This is a genomic window from Desmospora activa DSM 45169, from assembly GCF_003046315.1.
In the GTDB taxonomy this organism is placed as follows: domain Bacteria; phylum Bacillota; class Bacilli; order Thermoactinomycetales; family DSM-45169; genus Desmospora; species Desmospora activa.
This window is the reverse complement of record NZ_PZZP01000001.1, coordinates 1,530,562-1,549,960: the sequence shown is the minus strand read 5'-3', so window position 1 is coordinate 1,549,960 and position 19,399 is coordinate 1,530,562. Positions and strand designations below refer to the sequence as shown.

Below are 19,399 nucleotides of genomic sequence, written 5' to 3'. Positions count from 1 at the left end.
TACGGGAGTGAAGGAGGTGGATGGGTTGAAAACGCGCAAGGTACCCATGCGCAAATGTGTTGCATCCCAGGAGATGTTTCCGAAGAAAGAGTTGATCCGGGTGGTGCGCACGCCGGATGAGGAGATCCTGATTGATCCGACGGGCAAGAAATCTGGTCGTGGTGCCTATCTATGTGCCAAGCCGGAGTATGTGGAGTTGGCGAAAAAGAAAAAGGCGTTGGACCGGGCTCTTAAGACAAAAGTGGATGAGAAAGTCTACCAACAGTTAGAGTCGTATATTGCGACGGGGAAGCTGGATGAGTGATTGGCTGAATCTACTTGGCCTAGCCATGCGGGCAGGTAGTGTCATTACAGGTGAAGAGCCGGTTCTACGGACGGTTCGCAGCGGTGATGTCGCTCTGGTAATACTTGCCGCAGACGCCGGTCCCAACACAAAAAAGAAAGTATCCGATAAATGCGCGTCCTACCGGATTCCCCTGATCCAGATTTCATCAAGGCAACAATTGGGCCACGCCCTCGGTAAAGCGGAGCGGGTGGTGATCGCCGTTACCGACCCGGGCTTTGCCCGTACGATTCGGGATCGGGTTTCCAGTCATTGATGGAGGTGAGCGATTTGTCGAAAGTTCGCGTATATGAATACGCTAAACAAATGAATATGAGTAGCAAAGAAGTTTTAACCATCTTGAAACGGATGGATATCGCGGTCAATAATCATATGAGCGTGATGACTGACGATATGGTAAAACGAGTAGAGAAATTTTTTAAAGACGTAAAGCAGGGGGCGGAGAAAACGAATACCAAAGCAGAAGCAACAGAGACAAAACAGCAGGATAGAAAGCCGCAGAGACAAGGCCAGGGAAACCGGCAAGGCCAAGGTCAGGGGAATCGTCAAGGCCAAGGTCAGGGAAACCGGCAGGGTCAAGGGCCAAACCGACAAAACCAGGGGAAAAGCCAACATAAAAACGCCAACAAGGGTGGCGGAAATTTTCGCGGTAAAAAAGGCGGTCGTGACCGTCGCGGCGGCCGTCGGGGCGGACGGGGTAGTCAAGCGCCTAAGCAGGCACCAGTATTGCCAACGGAGATTGAAGTATCCGGCCCGATGTCTGTCGGGGATCTGGCTAAACTCTTGCGACGCGAAGCATCCGAAGTGATTAAAAAGCTGATGGGATTAGGCACCATGGCCACCATCAACCAAGAGATTGATGTAGACACGATTCAATTGGTCGCTGGAGAGTTTGGTGCAAAGGTCAATTACAAAGAGATTATCGATGAATCGGCGTTTGAAGAGCAAGTGGAAGAAGACGCTCCTGAAGATCTACAAGAGCGTTCACCTGTGGTTACCATTATGGGGCATGTCGACCACGGTAAAACTACTTTGCTTGATACGATCCGCCATACAAAAGTGACGGCTGGTGAAGCGGGCGGAATTACCCAGCATATCGGTGCTTACCAAGCGGAAGCCAACGATAAAAAGATCACGTTCCTGGATACGCCGGGACACGCGGCCTTTACGACGATGCGGGCCCGTGGTGCCGAAGTGACGGATATCACGATTCTGGTGGTAGCTGCTGATGACGGTGTGATGCCGCAGACGATTGAGGCCATCAATCACGCCAAAGCGGCCAATGTGCCCATTATTGTGGCGGTCAATAAAATGGATAAACCGGAGGCCAACCCCGATCGGGTGAAACAACAACTGACCGAACACGGTTTGATACCGGAGGAATGGGGCGGCGAGACTATTTTTGTACCCGTGTCCGCGGTTAATGGAGAAGGCATTGAAGAGCTGTTAGAGATGGTTTTGCTGGTGGCTGAAGTGCAGGAATATAAAGCCAACCCGAATAAACGGGCACGAGGAATTGTGATTGAGGCTGAGTTGGATAAAGGTCGTGGCGCCGTCGCTACCATTCTGGTACAAAACGGAACCCTACATGTGGGCGATGCGATCGTGGCTGGCAACTATTTCGGTAAAATCCGGGCGATGGTCAATGATCGCGGCAAACGGGTGAAATCGGCTGGCCCCTCCACACCGATCGAGATTTTAGGTTTATCCGATGTTCCGGAGGCAGGCGATCCCTTTTTAGTGTTTACGGATGAAAAGAAAGCCCGGGAGATCGCCGACAAACGGAATGAGAAGAAACGGCAAGAGGAATGGGGAGCCAGCAGCCGCGTCACCCTCGATGATTTGTATAAGCAGATTAGTGAGGGAGAGGTAAAAGACCTCAATATTATCATTAAAGCGGATGTGCAAGGTTCAGCGGAAGCGTTGCGCGGTTCTTTTGAAAAGATCGAGATCGAAGGGGTTCGCGTCAACATCGTCCACTCCGGTGCCGGGGCGATTACCGAATCTGACGTTATTTTGGCTTCAGCATCCAATGCCATCATCGTCGGTTTCAACGTACGCCCGGAACCCAATGCCCGTGCCACGGCAGAGCAGGAAAAAGTGGATATTCGCCTGCATCGGGTGATCTACAACGCGATCGAAGAGATTGAGTCGGCGATGAAAGGAATGCTGGACCCCATCTTTCGGGAGCAGATGGTGGGTCGGGCTGAGGTTCGACAAACCTTTAAGGTTTCCAAAGTGGGAACGATCGCCGGTTGTTATGTGACGGAAGGAAAAATCGTGCGTGACGGCAAAGCCCAGCTGATCCGGGACGGTGTCGTGATTCACGAAGGGGATCTCGATACACTGAAACGGTTTAAGGACGATGCCAAAGAAGTAGCCCAGGGCTATGAATGTGGCTTGACGCTGAAAGGATATAACGACATCAAAGAAGGCGACGTCATCGAAGTGTTTATCCTGGAAGAAGTGGAGCGCTGATGGCGGCGGTTGTCGGCCTGTTGGAGTGCCGCTGCCGTATGATGGGTTCCACTTCGCTCAAAGATAAGCGGAGAGCCGTCAAAAGTGGACTTGCCCGCGTGCGGCAGCGATTAGGTTTATCCGCCGCAGAGGTAGGCGAACAGGATGATCGACAGTGGGCGCAGTTGGCGGTTGCGGCCGTCAGCAGCTCCCGTGTATTAGTGGAAAAAGAATTAAATACCGCTCTGCGCCTGTTGGAAGAGGTGGAAGGGCTGGAAATAATCGACGCCGAAATCACGTATCTGTGATGGGTGGATGGAAGGCGAGTAGGAGGTATCGGCGATGGCACGCATACGTGCGAGTCGTGTCGGCGAACAGGTAAAAAAAGTGTTGAGTCAAGTGCTGCAACAGGAGATGAAAGATCCCCGAATCGGATTTGTCACAGTAACGGCTGTAGAGATGAGCGGGGATTTGCAACAAGCAAAGGTATTTATCAGTGTGCTGGGTGGGTCCGATCAGCGTGAACAAACCTTAGCGGGATTAGAGAAGGCAAAAGGTTTTTTGCGTACGGAGATCGGCAGACGCGTTCAATTGCGCCATACACCGGAGTTAATTTTTAAGTTTGATGAGTCGATTGAACACGGTCAGCATATTTCAAAGCTGCTGAAGGAAGTGAACCGGGATGGCCGGGGACCACAGTGACGTCTGGCTTCAGACGTCATCGTTTCTGCGGGAGAAAGAGCGCTATCTCGTTGTCTCCCATCTTCACCCCGACGGAGATGCCATCGGTTCCACATTGGCCGTTAAGGCGATGTTGGAGCATCTAGGCAAAGAAGTCGTCTTAACCAATGAATCGCCGATCCCACCTAAATTTCAATTCTTGCCCGGCTGCGATAGGATTCTGCCGCCGACGGAGTTGGATGGATGCTCTTTTGATGGCGTTGTTGCCGTTGATGTGGCCGATCGGGAACGAATGGGAGTGGTGTGGGAGTATATCCCCGCAGATATCCCGTTGTTAAATATTGATCACCATCCCACCAATGATCGCTTTGGCACGGTTAATCTGGTGGTGGAGGATGCGGCGGCAACGGCCCAAATTCTCTATACGGTAGCAAAAGTGATGGATATACCCTTTTCGTCTTCCTTGGCGCTTGCTTTGTACACGGGCTTGCTGACGGATACAGGCGGATTTCGCTACTCCAACACGACGCCAGAGGTGATGGAGATGGCGGCTTCTCTCTTGCGTCACGGTGTGAACGCAGGGGAAGTAGCGGATCGGGTGATCGAAACGATGAGCCGGGGTCAGTTGGCCTTGCTGCAGCGGGGATTGTCCAACCTTCGCTTTACCGCTGACGGCCGCGTCGGCTGGATCTGGTTGACTCGGCTCGATTTTCAAGAATCCGGGGCGGAAGAGGACGATCTGGACGGCATTGTCAACTATGCCCGCAATGTGATCGGAGTCGATGTCGGGTTGTTATTTCGGGAAACGGAAGGCGATAAGGTGAAGGTAAGCCTTCGTTCCAGAGAAATCGTCGATGTGGCTGAGCTGGCTCATTCCTTCGGCGGAGGCGGCCATGCTCGTGCTGCGGGATGCACCTTGACGGGAAGCCGCGAAGAAGTGGAGCCGATGATGTTGGAACGGGTGAATGCCTGTTTAGAGGGAGGGAGGGAGTGATGTTGCATGGCGTTTTGCCGGTGGCAAAGCCAAGCGGCATGACTTCTCACGATGTAGTTTCCCGTGTGCGGCGTCTTACCCGTCAAAAAAAGATCGGTCATACAGGCACGCTTGATCCGGAAGTGACAGGGGTGCTTCCCCTCTGTCTGGGGCAGGCGACCCGGATTGTAGAGATCGTGCAGGAGATGCCTAAGCGATACCGTGGTTCATTGGTATTGGGCATGGCGACAGATACCCAGGATCAGACCGGGCGCGTGATTGAAGAGGCGGAAGTGTCCCCTCTCGATATCAACCAGGTGGACGAGGTGTTGCGCCGATTTGAAGGAGTGATCCGGCAAACACCTCCGATGTACTCCGCTGTCAAGATTGACGGCAAACGGCTGTATGAATGGGCGAGAGAGGGAAAAGAGGTGGAGCGCCCTTCGCGGGAAGTGGTGATCCATCGGTTGACCCGCGTCGGGTTTGAACCGGGCCCTCGACCGCGCCTTGACCTGGATGTCTGGTGTTCCAAAGGAACCTATATCCGTACCCTCTGTGTCGATATTGGACGAGCATTGGGAGCGCCTGCACATATGTCGGCACTGGTGCGAGTACAGAGCGGCCCCTTTTCGTTACAGGATGCCTGGTCACTGGAATCATTGGAGGAAGTGGCGCAGCGGGGGGATTGGAATCAGGTATTGGTAAGTGTTGGTGAAGCCTTGTCCCATCTTCCTGCAGTCACGATCACTGATGACGAGCAAAAACGGGTAGAAAACGGCGTCCCTCTTCCTTGGAACGGTGAGCCAACCGACGCAAAACCCGGCACCCGCTTTCGCATCTTGACGGAAGACGGGAACTGTCATGCATTGTATCGCTTGATGGAAGATCAACCGGTCCTTAAACCGGAAAAAGTTTTTCGGGTCAGGTGAAACCGATGGAAACGATCCAACTAAACTATCGACACATTCCAACTCCCGATACCCCATTGTCTATGGCGATCGGTTACTTTGACGGGGTTCACCTCGGGCATCAAGCGGTAATCAAACAGGCGGTAGACGTTGCAAAGGCGTCGCAAGCGACTGCGGCAGTGATGACTTTTGACCCCCATCCCCGCGAAGTTTTAGGCAAAAAAAATGGGATCAATCAGTATCTGACACCACTTCCGGAAAAGTTGGATCAGTTTCAACGTCTGGGTGTGGAGCGGGTCTATGTGATGCAGTTTAACCGTGCGTTTGCCGCCTTGAGCAAGGAAGCGTTTGTACAGGATGTGTTGCTTCCGCTGGGTGTGAACAGCGTCTCTGTTGGTTATAATTTCAACTTTGGACGTGGAGCCGAAGGGAAGCCGGAAGACCTTTCTCTTCTGGGACAAGGGCGTATCCAAGTAGAGGTAGTGGGTCCGGTCGATTGGGATGGCCAGCCGGTTTCCAGCAGTCGCCTTCGCACCTATCTGGATCAAGGAGAGGTGGAAAAAGCGATTTCCATTTTGGGGCGCCCCTACGGGCTACGGGGACATGTGATTCCCGGTGATCAACGGGGGCGAACCATCGGTTATCCTACCGCCAATTTATCCGTGAAGGAGCCTTATCGAATTCCGGCTACCGGTGTCTATGTGATAGAAGTATATCGGGGGGAATCCTCGTTTCCCGGCATGATGAATGTAGGGTTTCGCCCCACTTTTGCCAAAGATAACCCCTCTTTGCGATTAGAAGCTCATCTGTTTGATTTCTCCGGGGATTTGTATGGGGAGGAGTTAACGGCTGTATTTCTCCATCGCTTGCGCGGGGAGGAACGATTTGCATCGGTTGAGGCATTGGTTGATCAGCTTCGCAGCGATGAGAGAAATGCCCGGGCGTGGCTATCAGGGAGAGGAGAGTCCTCATTTACTTCTTCATGAAAGTTATGCTATACTGTTTGGGAATCAAAGGGGCCGCCTACTATCGCGGTCCCCTTTGATAGGCGGGGAAACCCGCTCAACCCTGGCTCGGAGAATCGACAGCCTCGGCGATTGCCTGGGCTACGGGGGTTTTCAAAAATAGGAGGTGAACGTCATGGGCCTTTCCCTGGAAAAGAAGCAGGAGATCATTAATGAGTTTAAGACTCATGAGAATGATACCGGGTCTCCGGAAGTGCAGATCGCAATCTTGACCACGCGGATCAACGAGTTAAACGAACATTTGCGTGAGCACAAGAAAGATCACCACTCCCGCCGCGGACTACTCAAGATGGTCGGACAACGCCGTAATCTTCTCAACTACCTGAAGAAGAACGATATCGCGCGGTACCGGTCATTGATCGGAAAATTGGGTTTGCGCCGGTAACACGAACAAAGCGGGGATATCCCCGCTTTTTTCAGTAGAAACCGGAAGCGCTCTACATATTTTTCAACCTGTTGCTTCAATGGGGTTGTAATGATGCGGAGGAAGGAAATACTGGAGTGGTAGAGAAGTGTTCATGTGCCTTTTACGAGAGGAGGAAAAACAGCGACGATGGAATCGACCATTTATGAAACGGCGTTGGCCGGCCGCAAACTAACCTTGGAGATCGGCAAGTACGCCAAGCAAGCTAACGGTGCCGTCATGGTTCGTTACGGCGAAACGGCTGTATTGGCGACGGCGACTGCCTCCAAAGAGCCGAAGGATTTACCCTTTTTTCCGTTGACGGTTAACTATGAAGAGCGACTGTATGCCGTTGGAAAAATCCCAGGTGGATTTATCAAGCGGGAAGGGCGGCCCAGTGAAAAAGCGATTTTAGCCAGTCGGCTAATCGACCGACCGATTCGTCCCTTGTTTCCCGATGGTTTTCGTAACGAAGTGCAGGTTGTGACGACAGTGATGTCTGTCGACCAGGATTGCTCAACCGAGATTGCAGCGATGATTGGTGCTTCAGTGGCTCTGTCCATCTCCGACATTCCTTTTGCCGGTCCGATCTCCGGTGTAATCGTAGGCCGGATCGACGGGCAATTGGTGATCAATCCGACGGTGGAGCAGATGGAAAAAAGCGATCTTCATCTGGTGGTCGCCGGTACCAAACACGGTGTCAACATGGTAGAGGCGGGAGCAGAGGAAATCCCCGAAGATATCATGTTGGAAGCGATTCTGTTGGGACACGAAGCGATCAAGGAAATGGTCGCTTTCCAAGAGAAGATTGTGGCGGAGATCGGGGCGGAGAAAATTGAGCCGCAACTACACGCGATCGATCCTGAATTGGACCAACGGGTACGGGAGCTGGCGGTCGTACCCATGGTGGAAGCGGCGCAGGTGTTGGAGAAACACGCCCGCCAAGAAGCGATTGACCGCGTAAAAGAAGAGGTTTTGGAACAGTTGGCGGAAGCGTACCCGGAAGGAGAGCAGCAGAAGGGTATTCAGGAAGTGTTGGATGCGGTGCTGAAGGAAGAGGTTCGCCGCATGATCTTGGTAGAGAAGAAGCGTCCCGACGGTCGTTCTCCTGAGGAGATTCGCCCTTTGTCCAGTGAGGTAGGGATTTTGCCCCGTACCCACGGTTCCGGTCTGTTCCGGCGTGGACAGACACAAGTGCTCACCGTCTGCACATTGGGAGCGCTGGGAGATGTACAGATTTTGGATGGGTTGGACTTAGAAGAATCGAAGCGCTTTATGCACCATTACAATTTCCCTCCCTTCAGCGTGGGAGAAGCGCGGCCTCTGCGGGCACCGGGTCGGCGTGAAGTGGGGCACGGCGCGTTGGGCGAGCGGGCATTGGAGCCGATCATTCCGTCAGAGGACGAGTTCCCTTATACGATTCGCCTGGTATCGGAAGTGTTGGAATCCAACGGTTCTACTTCACAAGCCAGTATCTGCGCTTCCACACTGGCCTTGATGGATGCTGGTGTCCCAATTCATTCTCCCGTTGCCGGAATTGCGATGGGGTTGGTGAAAGAAGGGGACCAAGTGACGGTGCTCACGGATATCCAGGGGATGGAAGACCACTTGGGTGATATGGATTTTAAAGTGGCAGGCACACCCAAAGGGGTTACCGCTTTACAGATGGACATCAAAATTGAGGAAATTGATCGTGGTGTACTGGAAGAGGCGTTGGCACAAGCCCATCGTGCGCGCTTACAACTGCTGGAGAACATGCAGGCGGCTATACCTGAACCGCGTCAGGAACTTTCCCCGTATGCACCTAAAATTCTCACCTTACGCATTCATCCCGACAAGATTCGCGATGTGATCGGGCCTAGTGGCCGTATGATCAATAAGATCATCGATGAGACCGGGGTTAAAATCGATATTGAACAGGATGGACGCGTTTATATCGCTTCAACCGACCCCGCCCAAAACAAAAAAGCGAAACAGATTATCGAGGATCTGGTGCGGGAAGTGATGGTGGGAGAAACTTACACCGGCACCGTGAAACGGGTGGAGAAGTATGGAGCGTTTGTGGAGGTCCTACCCGGTAAGGAAGGGTTGGTACACATCTCCCAGCTGGATCAAAACCGGGTCAACAAGGTGACGGATGTGGTTAATCTGGGAGACAGCATCCTGGTCAAAGTGACTGAGATTGACAACCAAGGCCGGATCAACCTGTCCCGCAAGGCGGTTTTGCAGGATAACAGCTGATTTTTCTTCCGGCTATTTTCCGGACGAGAAAAAGAGTCAGAGCGATCTGCCTCTTTTTTGTTTGCGCTTTAATGCCGTATTTGTGCTTTGTATAGGAGTTTGCCCCCGTGCATAAGTTAGTGATGATCACGGGAGGTGTAAGCTATGGAGAACAGATTGAAGATGCGGTGGTTATTGTTGGCGGTTCCGGTGGTTGGGCTGATTCTGTTTATTCCATCGGTTAGCGCATATGTGTCAGCGGTAAAAGCAGGTGAGGCGGAGCCGGTATTTCAACAGGATCAATTACGACAATGGATTGAGGAAGAAGCGGATAGACGGGATGAACCCCCCCGTGATGCGCGCCTGGACTCCATTTGGAAGGCAATTCCCGATTACGAGGGCATTACGATCGATCGGGAAGCGACTTATCAATTGGCCAAAAAACGAGGGGAGAAACGTCCCAGCCATTGGATTGTCAAAACGGTACCGTCAAAGGTGTCGCTCTCTGATCTGGGAGCGCAACCCATTTATCGTGGCAATGAACAGAAGCCGATGGCGGCGCTGATGATTAATGTCGCCTGGGGAACGGAACACTTGCCGACAATGTTGGAGATCTTACAGCGTGAAAGGGTGAAGGCGACCTTTTTTTTGGACGGGTCCTGGCTAAAAAAACACCCAAAAGAAGCTTTGCAATTGTTGGAGCAGGGGCATCAATTGGGAAACCATGCCTACTCACACCCGTTGATGAGTGGGATGGAGGCGTTTAAGATCAAGCGGGAGATTGAAAAAACGGAAGCGCTGATCCGCGACTTAGGCGTTCGCTCGCAATTTTTTGCGCCACCGGCAGGGGATTACGATCAACAAGTAGTAACAATCGCGCATCAGTTGGGCATGAAAACCGTATTGTGGACAGTGGATACGGTAGATTGGAAAAAATCTTCGTCTCCCGGATGGATGGTGGATCGGGTAAAAAAGGGGATCGGCAATGGATCGCTGGTTTTGATGCATCCGACCGATCGAACGGTGATCGCTTTACCCAAAATCATAAGCACGATCAAGGAAAAAGGATTAAAACTGGGGACTGTGGACGAGGTTCTCTCATCCAAACGAGTGGAACATGTTGAGTCCGTTCCGGGCTTTTGATATATTGGGGATACTTCGCGGAAAATACTTACAAAACGATGGTGGGCCGGAAGGGGACAAGCCGGGTGATACATAAACACACGTTGCCAAACGGGGTGCGCGTAGTGGCGGAACATATCCCACACGTTCGATCCGTAACCTTAGGGCTTTGGGTCGGAACCGGATCCCGGTATGAGGCGGTAGACAACAATGGTATTTCTCACTTTATTGAACACATGTTGTTTAAAGGGACCAAAAAGCGGACAGCCCGGCAGTTGGCGGAAACCTTTGATGAGATTGGCGGTCAAGTGAATGCTTTTACATCGAAGGAGATGACTTGTTACTATGCTAAGGTGTTGGACCAGCATCTGGATATCGCGCTAGAGGTGTTGGCCGACATGTTTTTTGAATCTACCTTCCAAGCGGAGGATGTGGACAAAGAGCGAAAAGTGATTGAAGAGGAGATTCGAATGGTGGAGGATACGCCAGACGATATTGTGCATGACTGGTTATCCGCGGCGGCGATGGAAAACCATTCGCTTGGTCTTCCTATCCTAGGCCATCGCGATAATCTCCGCCGCTTTGATCGAAATGCCCTCGTCACTTTTCGAGATGAAAACTATACACCGGATCGGTTGGTAATTGCCCTGGCTGGTCATCTACCGGATGATTATCTCGATCGGGTCGCCGGTTATTTCGCAGCCTGGACAAATCGGGGGAAAGAAGATCGTCCCACTGTTCCGCAGTTTACCTCCGGTGTGATCCACCGCAAAAAAGAGACGGAACAGACGCATTTGTGCCTGGGATTTCCCGGCATCTCTATTCGTGATTCTCGTATTTATTCACTTATTTTGCTAAACAATCTCGTTGGAGGAAACATGAGCTCCCGTCTCTTTCAGCAGGTACGCGAAGAGCGGGGGTTGGCCTACTCTGTTTATTCATATTTTAGTGCATACAGCGATAGTGGTCTGTTTATTTTGTATGTTGGTACGGGACAAGGACAGGAGAACGAGGTATTGCACCTCCTGTTTCAGATCCTGGATGAGGTTCGACAGCACGGTGTGACGGAAAAAGAGCTGCACAAGGGAAAAGAGCAATTAAAAGGTAGTCTGATGATGAGCTTGGAAAGCACCAATAACCGGATGAGCCGACTCGGCAAAAATGAGCTGCTCCTGGGAAAACACCGCTCATTGGATGAAGTGGTGGCGGCGGTAGAAGCGTTGACGCGGCAAGATTTACTGGAGACGGCGCAGGCGATTTTCTCCCATCCGACAGCACTGTCGGTCGTTTCCCCGGATGGTGCGATTCCATCCGCATATAGGAGGGATGCACTTGTTGGTTGATGTAAAGATTCAGCCGGTGGTCGGAGCCGAAGATTTGCCGCTGCCTCGACAGATGACAGCGGGAGCGAGTGGGTTTGATCTGTTAGCTGCGGTAGAGACGGAGGTACGGTTGGAGCGGGGTGAGCGGAAGCTGATCCCGACGGGGATTAGGCTGGAGATGCCCATCGGTTTAGAAGCACAAGTTCGCCCTCGCAGCGGTTTAGCGTTGAAATACGGGGTTACGACGCTTAATTCTCCCGGGACGATCGATGCGGATTATCGGGGTGAGATCGGTGTTATTCTGATCAATTGGGGAGAGACAGCCTTCATGATTCAGCGTGGAGAGCGGATTGCACAGTTGGTATTTCAAACGGTTCCATCGGTGCGGTTGATTCCAGGGGCTGATTTGACGGTGACGGAGCGGGGCAGTGGCGGATTTGGACATACAGGAAAATAATGCGGGAGGGAACCAGGTGAATGCCACAGATTTAAAATCGCTGGAACAGGAACTGGAGAAAATGAGACAAGTCCTTCATCAACAAGTAGGAGGAAATGTTTCCGCTCTTTCACATGCTGCGGTACTGCCCATCAGTCGCCGTTTGGATTATCTGTTAAACCGATATTATGAGCTAAAACAGAAACAATCCTTTTGAAAACGGCCGCCGGATTACCGGCGGCTTTATGTTGTGCGGTCATAAGGAAACGGAAGCAGGGATAGGTTGTAAGGAAACAGTTTGTCAACCACCTTGCAATGGGAGGAGAACATACCGATGCGCTGGAGCGAATTTGCAGAAAAAGAGTTGATCGATATGGCAGGAGGGGAGAAGATGGGGGTAGTGGGGCACGCCGATCTGGTGATCGATCCGGCGACAGGTCAGATTCATTCGTTGTTGTTACCGATTCCGTCCACTTCCTGGTTCGGCAAAAAGCAAGGACACCGGGAAATCCATTGGCATCATATTAAAAAGATTGGACCGGAGATGGTAATTGTGGAGGGGAAGCGAGGATCCAACAACGATCCGTATTAAAGACAAGGAACGACTCCATTCACCCCATCATATGATGTCAGCAGAAGCCACGCTTCCTGCAGATGAGGCGCCTTGAAGAAGGCGCTTTTTCTGGGAAAGGGGTTGGATGGGGGAGATGTTGACAGGTAAACATGTCGCTTTTCTCGGCGGAGATGCCCGCCAGTTGGAAGTGATCAAAAACTGCATCCAACTAAACGCCAATGTAAGTCTGATCGGATTTGACAATTTGGAAAGCCCGTTTAGTGGAGCGGTTAGACGCGACCTAGATCCAAAGTGGTTTGCCACCATTGATTTATTGATTTTGCCGATTTTGGGTACGGACGAGGACGGGCATGTGGACAGTATTTTTACGACACGATCGTTAGTGCTCACCCAGGATCATATCGGTAAGCTTCCTTCCCATGCCATGGTGGTGGCGGGTATGGCGAAATCATATCTTCAAAATCTTTGCTCCCATAATGGTGTGCAATTGGTGGAGCTGTTAAAACGGGATGATGTCGCCATCTATAACTCCATTCCCACGGTGGAAGGAGCCTTAATGATGGCCATCCAGAGCACCAATATCACCATTCACGGTTCCCGCAGTCTGGTATTGGGGTTGGGACGAGTCGGATTAACCTTGGCCCGCACCCTGCACGCGATAGGTGCTCGCGTAAAAGTAGGGGTACGAACAACGGCTCAAGTGGCGAGAGCGGTGGAAATGGGAATCACCCCTTTTTACACCGAGAATTTGGCCGATGAAGTGGAGGATGTTGATCTTCTCTTCAATACGGTGCCAGAGCTGATTGTAACGGAGCCGGTACTGGCGGTGATGCCGAGTACGGCGGTTATTATCGATCTGGCGTCAAAACCGGGAGGGACCGATTTCGCTTTTGCTAAAAAACGCGGCATTAAAGCGATGTTAGCCCCTAGTCTACCAGGCATAGTCGCTTCCAAGACCGCCGGTCGCATCTTGGCACAGACGATCACGGGCCTGCTATCGGAAGAGCTCGCGGAGGAGGGTCAATCATGAATTTCAGCGGCAAGACGATCGGGTTTGGCATGACGGGATCTCATTGTACTCATGAGGAAGTGCTACCACAGATGGAGCGCCTCGTTTCCATGGGAGCGAGGGTGGTGCCTATTTTATCCCATACGGTACAAACCGTGGACAGCAAATTTGGGGAAGCGGCCCAGTGGTTACGCCAAATTCGTTCCATCACTGGGGAGGAGCCAATTACTTCCGTTCCAGAGGCAGAGCCGATCGGTCCTAAAAAACTGCTGGATTGTATGTTGATCGCTCCCTGCACCGGCAATAGTCTCGCCCGTTTGGCCAATGCTTTAACCGACGGACCGGTTTTGATGGCCGCCAAAGCGCAGATGCGCAACCGTCGTCCGGTTGTGGTGGCCATCTCCACCAATGATGCCTTAGGCTTAAATGCTTCCAATCTGGCTCGACTGTTGCCGGCCAAGTATATTTATTTTGTTCCCTTTGGTCAGGATAACCCTTTTGCAAAGCCGAACTCGTTGGTAGCAGAGATGGATCGGATTCCGGATGCAGTGGATGCCGCGATGCGTGGAGAGCAAATCCAGCCATTGATAGTTGAAAAATACCGTGCTCCTGCCCCATAATAGAGATTAAGTTTAAGAGAACCGGATAAAAGACAAGGCCTTCCTCCTTTGGAATGAAGGCCCTTGCCTCTTTTATCCCACTTTTATAAGGGGGAACTGATACAATGCCATCACAACAGGTGACAGTGGCTGTTTTGGGAGCGACAGGTGCTGTTGGAGAACAGATCCTAAAAAACCTTGAAAATCGATCCTTTCCAGTAAAAGAACTTCGACCGCTCGCTTCTGCACGTTCCGCTGGTAAAACCGTCTCTTTTCGCGGGGAGGAAGTAACCGTGTTGGAGGCGACACCCGACGCATTTGAAGGGGTGGATATCGCCCTGTTTAGTGCGGGGGGGAGCATCAGCGAGAAATTGGCTCCAGAAGCGGTGAAACGGGGAGCCGTTGTGGTGGATAATACCAATGCATTCCGCATGGACCCCGATGTCCCTCTGGTCGTACCGGAAGTAAATGCCCATGAAATCAAGAATCATCACGGCATTATCGCCAACCCCAACTGTTCTACCATCCAGATGGTGGTGGCGCTGAAGCCGTTATATGATCGGTTTGGATTTGACCGTGTGATTGTATCCACCTACCAGGCAGTGTCCGGTTCCGGTGCCCAGGCGATGGAAGAGTTGCAAGCCCAATCCCGGGCTTATCTCTCCGGTGAAGAGATAAAAACGGAAATCATGCCTGTGGGTAAATTGGATAAACACTACCCGATTGCCTTCAATGCGATTCCACAATGCGATGTGGCCCAGGAGAACGGGTTTACGCTGGAAGAGATGAAGATGGTGCGCGAAACCAAGAAGATCTTTGGCGATGAGTCCATCGGTGTGACCGCCACATGTGTCCGGGTGCCGGTTCTCCGCGGTCACAGTGAAAGTGTCTATGTGGAGCTGAAGCGGGATTTCGATCTGGAAGAAGTGCGTACGGCATTGCGTGAGGCGGAAGGCGTGGTGCTAGAGGATGACATCCATCAACAATTGTATCCGATGCCGCTGGAGAAAGCGGGTCAAGATGAGGTGTTTGTCGGCCGGGTACGTCGGGATACAGTAAACCCCCGTGCGCTCAACCTGTGGGTTGTATCCGATAACTTGTTAAAAGGGGCGGCCACCAACGCTGTCCAAATCGCAGAAAAACTGGTACAACAATAGAGTGGAAGGGAACGTGCCCATGAAAATCCGAGTACAAAAGTTCGGAGGAACCTCGGTGGCTACGCCGGAACGACGGGAACGAGTGCTGCACCATATCCGTCAAGGGCTGGCTGAGGGGTGTCGCTTGGTGGTGGTGGTTTCCGCCATGGGACGGAAAGGGGACCCCTATGCGACGGATACCTTTCTGGACTGGATCGGGCAGAATGGACGCTCACTCCCCCCGCGGGAACATGATTTACTTTTAAGTTGCGGTGAGATTATCTCCGCGTCCACCTTGTCCAGCCTGCTCAATCACAAGGAAATTCCCAATACGGTTTTAACAGGCGGTCAGGCCGGTATTATTACCAACGATAATCATATGAACGCTCAAATTATGTCGATCAATCCCACACGAGTGATCGAAGAATTGGAACAGGGACGTGTGGTGGTTTTAGCCGGGTTTCAGGGTCGAACCACCGAGGGTGAGGTAACGACATTGGGGCGCGGGGGGAGCGATACGACAGCTACCGCTCTAGGCGTCGCCCTCCATGCGGATGTAGTAGATATTTTTACGGATGTGGAAGGAATCATGACGGCAGATCCTCGGATTGTGGATGATGCAGCCGCTTTGCATTCGGTCACATACAGTGAGATCTGCAATTTGGCTTTTTCCGGGGCGAAGGTGATTCACCCGCGTGCGGTGGAATTGGCGATGCAGACCAATGTACCGATCCGTGTCCGCTCTACGATGAGCGACTCTCCCGGCACGCTGGTCACCAATGCAACCCAGACCGATCATCTCGCCAGAGAACTGCGCGAACGTTTAATCACCGGGGTTACACAGATGCCGGACATTACCCAGATCCAGATCCCGGTGAAAGAGGGGCAATTGGATCTGCAATTATCCGTATTTAAAGCGATGGCGGAAAATCGGATCAGTGTTGACTTTATCAATATCAACCCCAGCCTGGTTACCTACACCGTTCACAACCAAGTAGCAGATCGGGCTCATGCGATTTTACGGGAGATGGGTCTGGAACCGGAACTTAATCGCAACTGCGCCAAAGTCTCCGTCGTAGGGGCGGGGATTGCGGGTGTACCGGGAGTCATGTCCCGTATTGCGGAAGCGTTGACTGATGAGGATATCCAAATCTTGCAAGCGGCTGACTCCCATACCACCATCTGGGTGTTGGTGCGAGGGGAAGACATGGTAAAAGCGGTGCGGGCGCTTCACCGCAAATTTGACCTTCATAATCTACCACAGCCCGCACAGTATATGTAAAGGCGAAGATCATTTAGGGGGATGGAGACAGTGCAATTTGGAAGACTGCTGACAGCGATGATAACACCTTTCACATCGGATGGAACCGTGGATTGGCCCCGGTTTGACGCGGTTTTGGAACATCTGATCAATCATGGGTCCGATTCTGTAGTGATTGCGGGTACCACCGGGGAGTCACCCACACTTGCCCACGATGAAAAGCTGCAACTGTTTAAACGGGCGGTACAACGGGCTCAAGGTCGGGTAAAGGTGATCGCCGGCACCGGAAGTAACGATACAATCGCTTCCCAGAAGCTAACACAGGAAGCGGAAGCAATCGGGGTAAACGGTGTGATGTTGGTGGTCCCTTATTACAATAAACCGACCCAGGAGGGGCTGTATCAGCACTTCCGAAAAGTAGCCGGGGCCACCTCCCTTCCCGTCATGCTGTACAATGTCCCAGGGCGGACAGCGCTCCATATGGATGTAGATACGATGGTACGGCTCACCCATGATGTGCCGAACATCACTTCCATTAAAGAATCCAGCGGTCGCCTGGTGGATGTGATGAAACTGGCTGCCCACAAACGGGAAGATGTTGAGCTGTACAGCGGAATGGATGAACTGATCATCCCCTACCTCGCTTCCGGGGCGGACGGCGTTGTCAGTGTGGCCAGTCATGTAGCCGGACTGGATATGAAGCAGATGATTGAAGCCTTTATCAATGGGGAGATAAAAACAGCGACGGCGATGCAGCAACGATTGATACCCTTGGTAGAAGCGTTGTTTATGACTTCCAGTCCTGCTCCGCTGAAATATGCCCTCTCCCGGATGGGATTGTGTGAGGAAAGCGTTCGTCAGCCGATTTTACCGCTTTCCGACGCAGAGAAAAAAGAGATGGACTCCATTTTGCAGGGGTTTGTTTTGGCGGAAGCCTAGTTGCCTCGTCAGGCAGGCAAAAGGCCACTCTCACTGCTCTTATTGTCATAGCAAGGACGGACAATAATCAAACACTTAAATATCAGTAGCAGCCGTGCCCACGAGTAGGGACGGCTTTTTTTGTTACTAAAGATTACCCAAATATCCCCTCGTTTTACGTCTGAGTCAAGGCATTGACGGAAATGGAAGATCTTTGTGTTGCCAGCTTGCAAGTGGGCCGTCGGATTGTATATAATATCGATAAGTGACTTGTGCGGTTAATTTGGGTGGCTGACAACTGAATAGTACAGGAGGAATTTTTTTGACTAAAAACAACTCACGAAGCAAATTGACGATTTTTGCTCTCGGTGGGTTGGATGAAATCGGGAAAAACATGTACGTGGTACGGTACGGTGACGATATTGTTGTCATTGATTCCGGTTTGATGTTTCCGGAAGAAGAGATGTTGGGAATTGACGTGGTAATTCCCGATGTTACGTACTTGGTTGAGAATCAGGACAAGGTTCGCGGAATCCTGCTGACACATGGACACGAGGATCACATTGGCGGGCTTCCCTACATTTTGAAACAACTTAATGTGCCGATTTTCGGCACGAAGTTGACCATGGGTCTTGTTGAACATAAACTGCGTGAAGCCCACTTATTAAACCAAACCAAACGGGTGCTGGTTAACAATCGCTCAGAAATCAAACTGGGTTCGATCAAGGCGACGTTCTTTCGAACCAATCACAGTATCCCTGACTCAGTGGGCGTCTGTCTGGAAACGCCGGAAGGAAACGTGGTACACACCGGTGATTTTAAGTTTGATATGACACCGGTGAACGGAAAGGAAGCGGATATACACAAGATGGCCGAGATCGGGCAGAAAGGCGTCTTATGTCTGCTTTCCGACAGTACCAACGCAGAACGTCCCGGCTTTACCGGTTCAGAGCGGGAAGTGGGAGAAGCGATTGAAAACTTGTTTCGGAAATCGAAACAACGGGTGATTGTTGCCACTTTTGCCTCCAATATTCACCGTATCCAACAAGTAGTGGATGCGACTTGCAAATATAACCGTAAGTTGGCGGTGATCGGTCGCAGCATGGTAAATGTGGTCAATATCGGCATGGAGTTGGGCTATTTACACGTTCCGCCCGATCTCTTAATTGACCCGGATGATATCAACCGCCTGCCGGCTCATAAGGTGACAGTGATGTCGACTGGGAGTCAAGGCGAGCCGATGTCAGCATTGACCCGCATGGCACACGGATCTCATCGCAAGATTGAGATTTTACCAGGAGATACGGTGATCCTGGCAGCTACTCCGATCCCCGGTAACGAGAAAGCGGTGGCTCGTACGGTAAACCAGTTGTTCCGGGTAGGGGCTGATGTTTTTTACAGCAACAATACCCAACAAGGTGTCCACGTGTCCGGACACGGATCGCAGGAAGACCTCAAACTGATGCTTAACCTGATGAAACCTCAATTTTTTATCCCGATTCATGGTGAGCACCGTATGTTACGGGCTCACGGCCAACTTGCCGAAAGTATCGGTGTGCCGTCGGAAAACATCTTTGTCTGCGACAATGGGGATGCGGTTGAAATCTCCGGCGGAAAAGCGCGCTATGGAACGAAAATCACAACAGGTAACGTCTTGATCGATGGTCTGGGCGTTGGCGATGTCGGAAACATCGTCTTACGTGATCGAAAATTGTTGTCCCAAGACGGAATTCTGGTGGTTGTGGTGACTCTCAGCAAAAATAACGGAAAGGTTTTGTCCGGACCGGACATTATCTCCCGCGGGTTCGTCTATGTACGGGAATCCGAGAAATTGTTGGAAGAAGCCAACCGCATTGTCACCCAAACGATGGAAAAATGCGCCAATGAACGCGTCAGCGAATGGGCTTCTCTGAAGACCAGCATCCGCGATGCATTGGGTCGGTACCTTTACGACCAAACCCGCCGTCGCCCGATGATCCTGCCGATCATCATGGAAGTATAATATCCAGCAG

General features: G+C 51.8%; 21 protein-coding genes. All 21 read left to right on the top strand.

Annotation, left to right across the window (positions count from 1 at the left end; all coding sequences use genetic code 11):
• The first annotated feature begins 25 nt into the window (after positions 1-25).
• The 21 genes from rnpM to C8J48_RS07500 all read left to right on the top strand — a co-directional run bounded on the left by rnpM (position 26) and on the right by C8J48_RS07500 (position 19,389).
• A complete protein-coding gene (gene rnpM, locus C8J48_RS07600; RefSeq protein ID WP_107725703.1) occupies positions 26-304 on the top strand; it encodes an RNase P modulator RnpM in 279 nt (92 codons plus the stop codon).
• Positions 297-599, top strand: a complete 303-nt coding sequence (locus C8J48_RS07595) for a YlxQ family RNA-binding protein (RefSeq protein ID WP_107725702.1) — start codon at positions 297-299, stop codon at positions 597-599. Before rnpM ends, C8J48_RS07595 begins: the two co-directional genes overlap by 8 nt.
• Positions 599-2,821 (top strand): translation initiation factor IF-2, encoded by a 2,223-nt coding sequence (infB, locus tag C8J48_RS07590; protein ID WP_107727641.1) that lies wholly within the window; start codon positions 599-601, stop codon positions 2,819-2,821. Before C8J48_RS07595 ends, infB begins: the two co-directional genes overlap by 1 nt.
• A complete protein-coding gene (locus C8J48_RS07585) occupies positions 2,821-3,108 on the top strand; it encodes a DUF503 domain-containing protein (protein WP_107725701.1) in 288 nt (95 codons plus the stop codon). The genes infB and C8J48_RS07585 overlap by 1 nt, the downstream gene beginning before the upstream one ends.
• 34 nt (positions 3,109-3,142) lie before the next feature.
• On the top strand, positions 3,143-3,502 hold the full coding sequence (gene rbfA / locus C8J48_RS07580) for a 30S ribosome-binding factor RbfA (protein ID WP_107725700.1): 360 nt from the start codon (positions 3,143-3,145) through the stop codon (positions 3,500-3,502).
• Positions 3,483-4,475 (top strand): DHH family phosphoesterase, encoded by a 993-nt coding sequence (locus C8J48_RS07575; protein ID WP_107725699.1) that lies wholly within the window; start codon positions 3,483-3,485, stop codon positions 4,473-4,475. Before rbfA ends, C8J48_RS07575 begins: the two co-directional genes overlap by 20 nt.
• Positions 4,475-5,383: a tRNA pseudouridine(55) synthase TruB gene (gene truB, locus C8J48_RS07570; RefSeq protein WP_245891092.1), complete on the top strand. Its 909-nt coding sequence runs from the start codon at positions 4,475-4,477 to the stop codon at positions 5,381-5,383. Before C8J48_RS07575 ends, truB begins: the two co-directional genes overlap by 1 nt.
• Positions 5,384-5,388: 5 nt before the next feature.
• The gene (locus C8J48_RS07565; protein WP_107725697.1) at positions 5,389-6,348 is read left to right on the top strand and encodes a bifunctional riboflavin kinase/FAD synthetase; all 960 of its coding nucleotides are present in this window, start codon (positions 5,389-5,391) and stop codon (positions 6,346-6,348) included.
• Positions 6,349-6,502: 154 nt separating this feature from the next.
• Complete coding sequence (rpsO, locus tag C8J48_RS07560) at positions 6,503-6,772, top strand: 30S ribosomal protein S15 (RefSeq protein WP_107725696.1); 270 nt, start codon at positions 6,503-6,505, stop codon at positions 6,770-6,772.
• Between the two features lie 168 nt (positions 6,773-6,940).
• Positions 6,941-9,031: a polyribonucleotide nucleotidyltransferase gene (gene pnp / locus C8J48_RS07555; RefSeq protein WP_107725695.1), complete on the top strand. Its 2,091-nt coding sequence runs from the start codon at positions 6,941-6,943 to the stop codon at positions 9,029-9,031.
• A gap of 144 nt (positions 9,032-9,175) precedes the next feature.
• Positions 9,176-10,153: a polysaccharide deacetylase family protein gene (locus C8J48_RS07550; RefSeq protein ID WP_107725694.1), complete on the top strand. Its 978-nt coding sequence runs from the start codon at positions 9,176-9,178 to the stop codon at positions 10,151-10,153.
• Positions 10,154-10,218: 65 nt separating this feature from the next.
• Entirely contained in the window at positions 10,219-11,475 is a 1,257-nt protein-coding gene (locus C8J48_RS07545) for a M16 family metallopeptidase (protein WP_107725693.1), read from the top strand.
• Positions 11,459-11,911 carry a dUTP diphosphatase gene (gene dut / locus C8J48_RS07540; protein WP_107725692.1) on the top strand — a complete coding sequence of 151 codons (453 nt, stop codon included), beginning with the start codon at positions 11,459-11,461 and terminating at the stop codon, positions 11,909-11,911. The genes C8J48_RS07545 and dut overlap by 17 nt, the downstream gene beginning before the upstream one ends.
• A 16-nt stretch (positions 11,912-11,927) precedes the next feature.
• A complete protein-coding gene (locus C8J48_RS07535) occupies positions 11,928-12,107 on the top strand; it encodes an aspartyl-phosphate phosphatase Spo0E family protein (protein WP_107725691.1) in 180 nt (59 codons plus the stop codon).
• Between the two features lie 117 nt (positions 12,108-12,224).
• Positions 12,225-12,482: a YlmC/YmxH family sporulation protein gene (locus C8J48_RS07530; protein ID WP_107725690.1), complete on the top strand. Its 258-nt coding sequence runs from the start codon at positions 12,225-12,227 to the stop codon at positions 12,480-12,482.
• Between the two features lie 115 nt (positions 12,483-12,597).
• Positions 12,598-13,494 carry a dipicolinate synthase subunit DpsA gene (gene dpsA / locus C8J48_RS07525; protein ID WP_107727640.1) on the top strand — a complete coding sequence of 299 codons (897 nt, stop codon included), beginning with the start codon at positions 12,598-12,600 and terminating at the stop codon, positions 13,492-13,494.
• Positions 13,491-14,093, top strand: coding sequence for a dipicolinate synthase subunit B (locus tag C8J48_RS07520; protein ID WP_107725689.1), 603 nt, complete (start codon positions 13,491-13,493; stop codon positions 14,091-14,093). The genes dpsA and C8J48_RS07520 overlap by 4 nt, the downstream gene beginning before the upstream one ends.
• A 104-nt stretch (positions 14,094-14,197) precedes the next feature.
• Positions 14,198-15,229 (top strand): aspartate-semialdehyde dehydrogenase, encoded by a 1,032-nt coding sequence (locus C8J48_RS07515; protein ID WP_107725688.1) that lies wholly within the window; start codon positions 14,198-14,200, stop codon positions 15,227-15,229.
• Between the two features lie 19 nt (positions 15,230-15,248).
• Positions 15,249-16,490, top strand: coding sequence for an aspartate kinase (dapG, locus tag C8J48_RS07510; RefSeq protein WP_107725687.1), 1,242 nt, complete (start codon positions 15,249-15,251; stop codon positions 16,488-16,490).
• 21 nt (positions 16,491-16,511) lie between these two features.
• Entirely contained in the window at positions 16,512-17,408 is an 897-nt protein-coding gene (gene dapA / locus C8J48_RS07505) for a 4-hydroxy-tetrahydrodipicolinate synthase (RefSeq protein ID WP_107725686.1), read from the top strand.
• A gap of 301 nt (positions 17,409-17,709) precedes the next feature.
• Complete coding sequence (locus C8J48_RS07500) at positions 17,710-19,389, top strand: ribonuclease J (protein ID WP_107725685.1); 1,680 nt, start codon at positions 17,710-17,712, stop codon at positions 19,387-19,389.
• Positions 19,390-19,399 lie beyond the last annotated feature (10 nt).

Excerpts from the sequence above, each read along its gene's own strand:
- C8J48_RS07565 (WP_107725697.1), top strand. The coding sequence starts at position 5,389 with ATGGAAACGATCCAACTAAACTATCGACACATTCCAACTCCCGATACC.
- pnp (WP_107725695.1), top strand. The coding sequence starts at position 6,941 with ATGGAATCGACCATTTATGAAACGGCGTTGGCCGGCCGCAAACTAACC.
- dut (WP_107725692.1), top strand. The coding sequence starts at position 11,459 with ATGCACTTGTTGGTTGATGTAAAGATTCAGCCGGTGGTCGGAGCCGAA.
- C8J48_RS07585 (WP_107725701.1), top strand. The coding sequence starts at position 2,821 with ATGGCGGCGGTTGTCGGCCTGTTGGAGTGCCGCTGCCGTATGATGGGT.
- C8J48_RS07550 (WP_107725694.1), top strand. The coding sequence starts at position 9,176 with ATGGAGAACAGATTGAAGATGCGGTGGTTATTGTTGGCGGTTCCGGTG.
- rpsO (WP_107725696.1), top strand. The coding sequence starts at position 6,503 with ATGGGCCTTTCCCTGGAAAAGAAGCAGGAGATCATTAATGAGTTTAAG.
- C8J48_RS07520 (WP_107725689.1), top strand. The coding sequence starts at position 13,491 with ATGAATTTCAGCGGCAAGACGATCGGGTTTGGCATGACGGGATCTCAT.
- C8J48_RS07515 (WP_107725688.1), top strand. The coding sequence starts at position 14,198 with ATGCCATCACAACAGGTGACAGTGGCTGTTTTGGGAGCGACAGGTGCT.
- C8J48_RS07575 (WP_107725699.1), top strand. The coding sequence starts at position 3,483 with ATGGCCGGGGACCACAGTGACGTCTGGCTTCAGACGTCATCGTTTCTG.
- dpsA (WP_107727640.1), top strand. The coding sequence starts at position 12,598 with ATGTTGACAGGTAAACATGTCGCTTTTCTCGGCGGAGATGCCCGCCAG.
- C8J48_RS07595 (WP_107725702.1), top strand. The coding sequence starts at position 297 with ATGAGTGATTGGCTGAATCTACTTGGCCTAGCCATGCGGGCAGGTAGT.
- dapG (WP_107725687.1), top strand. The coding sequence starts at position 15,249 with ATGAAAATCCGAGTACAAAAGTTCGGAGGAACCTCGGTGGCTACGCCG.
- infB (WP_107727641.1), top strand. The coding sequence starts at position 599 with ATGGAGGTGAGCGATTTGTCGAAAGTTCGCGTATATGAATACGCTAAA.
- C8J48_RS07530 (WP_107725690.1), top strand. The coding sequence starts at position 12,225 with ATGCGCTGGAGCGAATTTGCAGAAAAAGAGTTGATCGATATGGCAGGA.
- dapA (WP_107725686.1), top strand. The coding sequence starts at position 16,512 with ATGGAGACAGTGCAATTTGGAAGACTGCTGACAGCGATGATAACACCT.
- truB (WP_245891092.1), top strand. The coding sequence starts at position 4,475 with ATGTTGCATGGCGTTTTGCCGGTGGCAAAGCCAAGCGGCATGACTTCT.
- rbfA (WP_107725700.1), top strand. The coding sequence starts at position 3,143 with ATGGCACGCATACGTGCGAGTCGTGTCGGCGAACAGGTAAAAAAAGTG.